Genomic DNA, 9,216 nt, shown 5'->3' on the forward strand with positions numbered 1-9,216 from the left:
CCCGCGCGAGCGGCGGCCGCCGCGACCGGCGTCCCGCGACCGCTGCCCGGCGAGAGCGCGCCCCCTCGCCGTGGCTCGCGTTCCGTGACCGCGGTCCAGCGCCGCTGGCGCTGCGGCGGCGTGACGTCCCCGCCGTCCCGGCGCTGTTCCGGCAATCCCGCCGTCTCGGCAATCCCGCCGTTCCGGCGAACCTGCCGTTCCGGCAATCCCGCCGTTCCGGCAAACCGCCGCCCCGAGGACCGCCGTCTCGACGTCTTCACGCCCCGGCGCTCGGAGCCCGATCGGAGGCCGCCCATGCTCGACGAATCGCTGCTCGACGCCCCGGAGACGCTCGCCGAGGCCGACCGCCGCGGACTCCTCCGCGGCGCCGCCGAGGCCGGCGCCCGGGTCCGCACCGCCGCCCGGCTCGCCGCCGAGGCGGGCGTGGGCGACCTGAAACCCGACGGCCGCCCCCGCTCCGTGCTGATCGCCGGACCCGGCGCCGCCGCCACCCATGCCGCCGACCTGCTCGGCGCCCTCGCCGGCGCCGGCAGCCCCGTCACCCGGCTCGCGCCCACCGGCGTCGCCTCCGCCTCCGGCGCCCTGCGCTGGGAGCTGCCCGGCTGGACCGGCTCCGTGGACCTGCTGCTGATCGCCACCCCGGACGGCGCCGAGCCGAGCCTCGGCCTGCTCGCCGAACAGGCGTACCGGCGCGGCTGCGCCGTCGTCGCCGTCGCCCCGGCCGGCACCCCGCTCGCCGAGGCCGTCAGCGGCGCCCACGGCCTGTTCCTCCCCATGGCGACCGCTCCCTACGACCACGGCGAACCCCTCGCCGGGTCCGCCCCCGGCGTGCTGTGGGCGCTGCTCACCCCGCTGCTCGTGCTCCTGGACCGCGTCGGCCTGCTCACCGCGCCCCCGGACGCCCTGGCGGCGGTCGCGGACCGCCTCGACGCCGTGGCCGAGCGCTGCGGCCCCGCCATCGCCACGTACAGCAACCCGGCCAAGACCCTCGCCGCCGAACTCGCCGAGGCGCTGCCCGTGGTGTGGACCGAGGGCGTCTCCGCCGGTCCCGCCGGCCGCCGCTTCGCCGCCGGGCTGGCCGAACTGGCCGGGCTCCCCTCCGTCGTCGCCGAGCTGCCCGAGGCGCTGGCCGAGCACAACGCCCTGCTCGCCGGGCCGCTGGCCGCCCGCGCCGACCCGGACGACTTCTTCCGCGACCGCGTCGACGAGTCGCCCGCCTGGCACGCGCGCGTGGTGCTGCTCCGCGACCGGCCCCTCAGCGGTCTCACCGCCGCTCCCGCCGCCCGCGACCTGGCCCTCAGCCACGACACGCCGATCAGCGAGCTGGAGCCGGAACCGGGCGGCGAGATCGAGACCCTCGCGGAACTGATCGCCGTCACCGATTTCACCGCCGTTTACCTGGCGCTCGCCTCCGGGGCCTGATCTGTCCTGGGCGCCCGCCCCGCCCCAGAGGCGCGGCGGTGGCGGAGCGGCGCCCCGCGAGCGCCCCGCGCCGCCCGCCTCCCCGCGCGCCGCCCGCTTCCCCGCATACCGCGCGACACCGCCGTGACGAGACCCCGCAGAAAGAAGCGCATGGACCGCCTGGACAACACCATCCGCCCCTACGCCTGGGGTTCCACCACCGCCCTCGCCCGCCTGCTCGGCGCCGAACCGACCGGCGAACCCCAGGCGGAGATGTGGATGGGCGCCCACCCCGGCGCGCCGTCCGGCACCGCCCGCGGCGCCCTCGACGACGTCATCGCGGCCGATCCCGAAGGCGAACTCGGCGCCCAGGCCGTCGCCGCGTTCGGACCGCGCCTGCCCTTCCTGTTCAAGATCCTCGCCGCCGCCGCCCCCCTCTCCCTCCAGGTGCACCCCGACCTCGGACAGGCCGCGGCGGGCTACGCCGACGAGGAGCGCCGCAGCGTCCCCGTGGACGCCCCGTACCGCAACTACAAGGACGCCAACCACAAGCCCGAACTGATCTGCGCGCTCACCGAGTTCGACGGCCTGTGCGGCTTCCGCGAGCCCCGGCAGGCCGCCGCCCTGCTCGACGCCCTAGGCGTCGACTCCCTCAAGCCCTACGTCGGCCTGCTGCACGCCCGCCCCGAAGAGGCGGCCCTGCGCGAGGCGCTGACCGCGATGCTCACCGCCGACCGCGAGGAGATGGCCCGCACGGTCGCCGAGACCGCGGCCGCCTGCGCCCGCCTCGGCGGCGACCACGCCCCCTACGCGGACCTCGCCCGCCACTACCCCGGCGATCCGGGCGTCCTGGCCGCCATGCTCCTGCACCACGTCCGCCTCCAGCCCGGCGAGGCCCTGTTCCTCGGCGCCGGCATCCCGCACGCCTACCTGAACGGCCTGGGCGTGGAGATCATGGCCAACTCCGACAACGTCCTGCGCTGCGGCCTGACCCCCAAGCACGTCGACGTCCCCGAACTCCTGCGCGTCGTCCGCTTCCAGCCCGGTGACCCCGGCGTGCTGCGCCCGGAGGCGGCCGCGGACGGCGAGGAGGTCTACCCGACCCCCATCGACGAGTTCCGCCTCTCCCGCTTCGTCCTCCCCGAAGGCGCCCCGGCCCATGACCTCACCCGGAACGCCCCGCAGATCCTGCTCTGCACCGCCGGTTCGCTCCGCGCGGGGGAGTGCGAGCTGACTCCGGGACAGTCGGTGTTCGTCCCGGCGGGGGAGAAGGCCGAGATCTCCGGGACCGGCACGCTCTTCAGGGCCACCGTCCGCGTCTGAACCGCCGTGTCCGCCGCCGCACGGGGCTGCAACAATGACCCACCGGCAAAGGGCGGGCAAAAGGCCGCGACGGGCCGACGGCGACCGGCGCAGAACGGCTGGCGCCGGGACGAACCCGGACACGGGCATCGGCGCGGACATGGACACGAAGGCGAAGGGACACGCGACCACATGAGCGCGTCAGGCGGCACCAGGGCGATCGTGGCGGCACTCGGCGCCAACCTCGCGATCGCCGTAACGAAGTTCGTGGCCTTCGCCTTCAGCGGCTCCTCCTCGATGCTCGCCGAGGGCGTGCACTCGCTCGCCGACTCCGGCAACCAGTTCCTGCTGCTGATCGGCGGCAGGAAGGCCCAGCGCGAGGCGACCCCGCAGCATCCCTTCGGCTACGGCCGCGAGCGCTACGTCTACGCCTTCCTGGTCTCCATCGTCCTGTTCTCCGTCGGCGGCATGTTCGCCGTCTACGAGGGCTTCGAGAAGATCCGCCACCCGCACCCGCTGGAGCACTGGTACTGGCCGGTCGCCGTGCTCGTCTTCGCGGTCGTCGCCGAGGGCTTCTCCTTCCGCACGGCCATCAAGGAGTCCAGCGAACTGCGCGGCACGCTGTCCTGGGCGCAGTTCATCCGCCGCGCCAAGGCGCCCGAGCTGCCGGTCGTCCTGCTGGAGGACTTCGGCGCGCTGATCGGTCTGGTGCTCGCCCTCGTCGGCGTCGGCCTCGCCCTGCTCACCGGCGACGGCGTCTGGGACGGCGCCGGCACCGTCTGCATCGGCGTCCTGCTCGTGCTGATCGCCCTCGTCCTGGCCGCCGAGACCAAGTCGCTGCTGCTCGGCGAGGCCGCCGGCGCCGACGTGATCCGGCAGATCGAGGCGGCCGTCGTCGACGGCGACACCGTCCCCCGCCTCATCCACATGCGCACGCTCCACCTCGGCCCCGAGGAACTGCTCGTCGCCGCCAAGATCGCCGTACGGCACGACGACACCGCCGCCCAGGTCGCCGCCGCCATCGACGCCGCCGAGGCCCGCGTCCGCGCCGCCGTGCCCATCGCCCGCGTCATCTACCTGGAGCCCGACGTCTACAGCGAGGCCGAGGCGGCCAAGGGCCCGGACCGCGACGCCACCCCGGGCGGCCCGACGCCCCACCCGGCCCCCGGCCACTGACGCCCCCAGCCCCCCGGTCGACGGGCCCGCCGCCCGCCCTCGCCCCGCCCCGGCGGCGCGGGCCGCCCTGATCCGCGGTTCTCGCACGCCGGTCACCGCGCCCCCGGCGTGCGGGGCTTAGTGCGAATGGCCCGATGTGAGCGAAGGCGGGCTGGGGCCGTCCGGCTCTCCGGTGTAGCTTGGGACGGAGCCAGACGTCGCTGCTGATGGCGGTCGGGCGGCCTCACAGTGGGCCGGCCGAGGGAGAGAGGGCCTCCGACGGACTGCGCTGCGCGCACGCGGGCACGCCTGTGTCCACTGTCGGCACCCTTGTGTCCGCCGTCGCGCGAGCCAGCCGTACCCACCCTCGCCCCGATTACCGAGGAGCAGCCCGTAATGACGAGTGTCGACAACCGACAGGACTTCAAGGTCGCCGACCTGTCCCTTGCCGAGTTCGGCCGCAAGGAGATCTCCCTCGCCGAGCACGAGATGCCTGGCCTGATGGCGCTCCGCGAGGAGCACGCCGAGGCGCAGCCCCTGAAGGGCGCCCGCGTCACCGGCTCCCTGCACATGACCGTCCAGACCGCCGTGCTGATCGAGACCCTGGTGGCCCTCGGCGCCCGGGTGCGCTGGGCGTCCTGCAACATCTTCTCCACCCAGGACCACGCCGCCGCCGCCATCGCCGTCGGCCCGAACGGCACCCCGGACGACCCCCAGGGCGTCCCGGTCTACGCCTGGAAGGGCGAGACCCTGGAGGAGTACTGGTGGTGCACGGAGCAGGCGCTGACCTGGCCTGACAGCCCCACCGGCGGCCCGAACATGATCCTGGACGACGGCGGCGACGCCACCCTCCTGGTGCACAAGGGCGTCGAGTACGAGAAGGACGGCAAGGTCCCCTCGCCCGACACCGCCGAGTCCGACGAGCACCGCGTCATCCTCCAGTTGCTGAACCGCACCCTGGGCGAGGACCCCCAGAAGTGGACGCAGCTCTCCTCCGAGATCCGCGGTGTGACGGAGGAGACCACCACGGGCGTGCACCGCCTGTACGAGATGCAGCGCGACGGACTGCTCCTCTTCCCCGCGATCAACGTCAACGACGCCGTGACGAAGTCGAAGTTCGACAACAAATACGGCTGCCGGCACTCGCTGGTGGACGGCATCAACCGCGCCACCGACGTCCTGATCGGCGGCAAGACCGCCGTGGTGTGCGGCTACGGCGACGTGGGCAAGGGCTGCGCGGAGTCGCTGCGCGGCCAGGGCGCCCGTGTGATCATCACGGAGATCGACCCGATCTGCGCGCTCCAGGCGGCGATGGACGGCTACCAGGTGACCACCCTGGACGACGTCGTGGAGACGGCTGACATCTTCGTCACCACCACCGGCAACAAGGACATCATCATGGCCTCGGACATGGCCAGGATGAAGCACCAGGCGATCGTCGGGAACATCGGCCACTTCGACAACGAGATCGACATGGCCGGCCTGGCGAAGATCCCGGGCGTCGTCAAGGACGAGGTCAAGCCGCAGGTCCACACCTGGACGTTCCCCGAGGGCAAGAAGATCATCGTCCTGTCCGAGGGCCGCCTGCTGAACCTGGGCAACGCCACCGGTCACCCGTCGTTCGTGATGTCCAACTCCTTCGCGGACCAGACCCTGGCCCAGATCGAGCTGTTCACCAAGCCCGACGCGTACCCGACCGGCGTCTACGTGCTGCCCAAGCACCTCGACGAGAAGGTCGCCCGCCTCCACCTGGACGCGCTCGGCGTCAAGCTGACCAAGCTGCGCCCGGAGCAGGCCGCCTACATCGGCGTCGACGTCGACGGCCCGTTCAAGGCGGACCACTACCGCTACTGACCGACCGCCGAGCCGCGCCCGCGTCTCACCCCGGTCCTCCGAGGCAGGCCCCCGCACCCCCGTGCCGGGGGCCTGCCCCTTTGGCCCGGCGAACGGACCGCTCCGTCAAGCCCCAGGAACCCCATGCCCCGCGGCCGCTATTCGCTCCATGATCCGCACGATCGCACCCCCTTCGCAGAAGAGCACTTCCAGTGCGCCCCCGGCCCCTCCGGCTGGCGCTACGTCTCTCAGGTCACCACCCCCTCGGGCGATCACCGCGGCTCCGTGGACCTCGCACTCGACGCACTCGGCCGCCCTCTCCGCCTCGAACTCCACACCGGAGGCTGGCAGGTGCGCGGCGCCGCCCTCGACGGCGTCACCTGGGTCCGCACCGACCCCACCGGAACCCACGCCACCGAAGGCAATGCGCGCGCCCACGCCTTCACCGGCACGTCCCCCGCGTTCCTCGTCGCCACCGCCCGTCTGCTGCGCCTCACCCCCTCTGACTCCGCCACCCGCGTCCGCCTCGTCACCTTCACCGAACCGGTCCTCGCCCCCCGCACCGTGGACCAGTCCTGGGCCCTGAGAGAAAGAGAAGCACACGCCACTGACAACGACCCCCTGATCGTGGAGGAGTACCAGGTCACAGCCCTGGACACGGGCGAACGGCACACCGTTCACCTCGCCGGCGACGTCGTCCTCGCCGCTCCCGGCGTCGAGCTGGAAGACCTCCAGTCACCGCCCTCCGCCTTCGCCACCTGACCGGGACGCGGACGCGTTAAGACGCGCAAGACGTACAAGTGGAAAGACCCGCCGCCAGCCGCCGAACCGGTGAACGCCTTTCGACGGCTCCGTGGGCGGCCTACGCGGGCGGTGCGAACCCGGTGGCAGGCGGCTTGGCACGCCCCGACGAGGGCTCGGCGTCCGCCGTGTTCCGGAAAGGACCGGATGCGCCGACCGCGGGCTGAGCGACGGGACTGGAGTGCCCCTGGCCGCCGGGAACGCCACCCACTGGCGGTGGGGGATACGAAGCTGCCGAGGGCAGGGGCTGCGGCGCCGAAAGGGCGGAATGCGGCTCCGGAGACGGCGGGTACGTCAGGTGGCTCGGGTAGGCCGGGTGAGCTGGGTACGCCGGGTAGTCCGGGTGAGCCGAGTAGGTCGGGTGAGGCGCCGGGTAGGCCGCGTACCCGGGACGCCCCGGATAAGGGAGCGCGCTCCCTGGCCCGGCCCCCGCAGGGCCGTGCCCGAACGCCCGCCGCGCCTCCCGCACCTGCCGCTCCCGCAGCACCGCCGCGAGATACGCGGCCGGCGGGACGTCCGGCGGCGCCGGAGTCCCGGTGGCAGCCGAGAGATCCGCGGCCAGCCGCTGCGCCATGGCCCCGCCCACCTGGGGATCCAGCTCCCGCATCCGCGCCAGGTACTGCCGGATCTCCAGCCACAGCCTGTCGGGCACCGCCGAAAGGTCCAGCGCGGAGAACCGCTCGGCCAGCCAGGGCGGCGGCGGGGGCAGGAACGACGCCTGCCCGGCCGGGACCCGCTCCCGCACCACCAGCGTGCCCGCGAAGACGTCCCCCAGCCGACGCCCCCGCGCCGACACGAGGGACGCGACGCAGGCGACGATCCCGAACGTCATCAGGATCTCCACCACGCCCAGCGCACCGCGCACCAGAGCGTGCCGGAACCGGATCGGACCCCCGTCGTCCCGGACCACCCGCAACCCGCACGCCAGCTTCCCCAGCGACCGCCCGTGGCTGAGCGTCTCCACCGCGATCGGCCCGCCGATCAGCACGAGCAGGAACGCGGCGATCGACACCGCCACCTTCGCCGCGTCGTCCAGCGACGCCGTGGCAGCCACCAAGACCAGAGTCACCGTGAGGTAGACGGCCACCGCCACGGCCAGATCGAGCAGCACCGCCAAAGCCCTGCTGGGCAGCTTCGCAGGACGCAACTCCAGCGCCACCGCCTCGCCCGTCACCAGCTCGTTCACGCCCGCCGCCCTTCCCCCGCCCCGCCTTGACCCGTTCCGCAGACGGCCAGTCTGCCAAGCTGTGGGCATTCGCGCCGCAGTACGACAAGCTGATGCGTTCGACGCGTGATCGAACCGTCAGCCGAAGACGAGCCGAGGAGCAGGCTGAAGCGATGGACCTGGACGTCTTCGTCTCCGCCCACCGAGCCGAGTGGGACCGTCTCGACACCTTGCTACGCCGCCGTCGCCGCCTCACCGGAGCGGAGGCCGACGAACTCGTCGCCCTCTACCAGCGCACCGCCACCCATCTCTCACTCATCCAGTCCAGCGCCCCTGACCCGCAGCTCACCGGCAGGCTCAGCCAACTGGTCGCCCGCGCGCGCAGCGCGGTGACGGGCGCCCGCCGCGCCTCGTGGCGCGACGTGACTCGCTTCCTGCTGGAGGGCTTTCCCGCAGCGGTCTACCGGGCACGGCACTGGTGGGTCCCCACGGCGGTGGCGTCCCTCGCCGTCGCGGCCCTGCTCGGCTGGTGGATCGGCGCCCACCCGGAGGTGCAGGCCACGATCGCGGCCCCAGGCGAACTCCGGCGGCTCACGCGGCCCGGCGGAGAGTACGAGACGTATTACTCCAGCCATCCCGCTGCGGCCTTCGCGGCTCAGGTGTGGACGAACAACGCGCAGGCCACGGCCACGTGCCTGGTCCTGGGGGTCTTTCTGGGACTGCCGGTCCTGTGGATCCTCTTCGAGAACATGCTCAACCTGGGCGTCGGCCTCGGGCTGATGTCCTCAGCGGGACGCCTCGACACGTTCCTCGGCCTCGTCCTGCCGCATGGTCTGCTCGAGCTGACCGCTGTCTTCGTCGCCGCCGGCACGGGACTGCGCCTGGGCTGGACTCTCATCGACCCCGGACCGCGCCCGCGCCGGAGCGCGCTGGCCGAGGAGGGCAGAGCCGCCCTGGGCATGGCGATCGGCCTCGCCCTGGTCCTCTTCGTGTCGGGCGCGATCGAAGGCTTCGTGACCCCCTCGGGCCTGCCCACCTGGGCCCGCATAGGGATCGGAATCGCCGTCGAGCTGTCCTTCCTGGCCTACGTCTACGTCCTGGGCGGACGGGCCGCGCGCGCGGGCGGCACAGGAGACGTGACTGCATCCGAGCGAAGCGCCGACGTGCCCACGGCCGCTTGATGTGCGCAGGGGGCTCTTGAGCTGCTACTGTCCTCTTCGCCCCACCGGAGCTGTTGACACGGCTCTAAGGGGGAGGTAGGTTAGAGCGGTTGCTTGCAGATGGACATCGTCCGCCGAGCAACAGTGAACATCTACTTCGCTTCCGAAGTCATCGATTTCGCAGAAGCCACCGATGAATCGGAAACAGCAGCCGGTCAGACCGGCCCAAAACTTCTGATAAAGTCGGAACCGCCGGAAGGGAAAACGCGAAAGCGAAAGCCCGGAAAGCACCGAGGAAATCGGATCGGAAACGGTCTGATAGAGTCGGAGACACCGAAGGGAAGCGCCCGGAGGAAAGCCCGAGAGGGTGAGTACGAAGGAAGCGTCCGTTCCTTGAGA

The 9,216-nt window shown here is 72.7% G+C and carries 8 protein-coding genes; 7 read left to right on the forward strand and 1 reads right to left on the reverse strand.

Features of this window, described 5'->3' with window-relative positions:
- The first annotated feature begins 294 nt into the window (after positions 1–294).
- From ABZ861_RS26185 to ABZ861_RS26205, 5 genes are all read left to right on the forward strand, one after another.
- Entirely contained in the window at positions 295–1,422 is a 1,128-nt protein-coding gene (locus tag ABZ861_RS26185; RefSeq protein WP_361634646.1) for an SIS domain-containing protein, read from the forward strand.
- Between the two features lie 150 nt (positions 1,423–1,572).
- Positions 1,573–2,724, forward strand: coding sequence for a mannose-6-phosphate isomerase, class I (manA, locus tag ABZ861_RS26190; protein ID WP_361634649.1), 1,152 nt, complete (start codon positions 1,573–1,575; stop codon positions 2,722–2,724).
- A 171-nt stretch (positions 2,725–2,895) separates the two neighbouring features.
- Positions 2,896–3,879: a cation diffusion facilitator family transporter gene (locus ABZ861_RS26195; RefSeq protein WP_361634651.1), complete on the forward strand. Its 984-nt coding sequence runs from the start codon at positions 2,896–2,898 to the stop codon at positions 3,877–3,879.
- 375 nt (positions 3,880–4,254) lie between these two features.
- Positions 4,255–5,712: an adenosylhomocysteinase gene (gene ahcY, locus ABZ861_RS26200; RefSeq protein WP_361634654.1), complete on the forward strand. Its 1,458-nt coding sequence runs from the start codon at positions 4,255–4,257 to the stop codon at positions 5,710–5,712.
- A 123-nt stretch (positions 5,713–5,835) separates the two neighbouring features.
- Entirely contained in the window at positions 5,836–6,453 is a 618-nt protein-coding gene (locus ABZ861_RS26205) for a hypothetical protein (protein WP_361634656.1), read from the forward strand.
- A 100-nt stretch (positions 6,454–6,553) separates the two neighbouring features.
- Here the strand turns inward: ABZ861_RS26205 and ABZ861_RS26210 are convergent, their stop codons facing one another.
- The gene (locus ABZ861_RS26210; protein WP_361634659.1) at positions 6,554–7,678 is read right to left on the reverse strand and encodes an RDD family protein; all 1,125 of its coding nucleotides are present in this window, start codon (positions 7,676–7,678) and stop codon (positions 6,554–6,556) included.
- Positions 7,679–7,830: 152 nt separating this feature from the next.
- Here ABZ861_RS26210 and ABZ861_RS26215 point away from each other — a divergent pair, with 152 nt between their 5' ends.
- Positions 7,831–8,838, forward strand: a complete 1,008-nt coding sequence (locus ABZ861_RS26215) for a stage II sporulation protein M (RefSeq protein ID WP_361634691.1) — start codon at positions 7,831–7,833, stop codon at positions 8,836–8,838.
- 93 nt (positions 8,839–8,931) lie between these two features.
- Positions 8,932–9,216 (forward strand): hypothetical protein (locus tag ABZ861_RS26220; RefSeq protein WP_361634662.1); only part of this gene is annotated, 285 nt, incomplete at its 3' end.

The organism is Streptomyces sp. NPDC046985 (assembly GCF_040644415.1).
Classification (GTDB): Bacteria; Actinomycetota; Actinomycetes; order Streptomycetales; family Streptomycetaceae; genus Streptomyces.

What these genes read in the sequence shown, in the direction of transcription:
- ABZ861_RS26185 (WP_361634646.1), top strand. Translation starts at nt 295, where the DNA reads ATGCTCGACGAATCGCTGCTCGACGCCCCGGAGACGCTCGCCGAGGCC.
- ABZ861_RS26215 (WP_361634691.1), top strand. Translation starts at nt 7,831, where the DNA reads ATGGACCTGGACGTCTTCGTCTCCGCCCACCGAGCCGAGTGGGACCGT.
- ahcY (WP_361634654.1), top strand. Translation starts at nt 4,255, where the DNA reads ATGACGAGTGTCGACAACCGACAGGACTTCAAGGTCGCCGACCTGTCC.
- ABZ861_RS26195 (WP_361634651.1), top strand. Translation starts at nt 2,896, where the DNA reads ATGAGCGCGTCAGGCGGCACCAGGGCGATCGTGGCGGCACTCGGCGCC.
- manA (WP_361634649.1), top strand. Translation starts at nt 1,573, where the DNA reads ATGGACCGCCTGGACAACACCATCCGCCCCTACGCCTGGGGTTCCACC.
- ABZ861_RS26205 (WP_361634656.1), top strand. Translation starts at nt 5,836, where the DNA reads ATGCCCCGCGGCCGCTATTCGCTCCATGATCCGCACGATCGCACCCCC.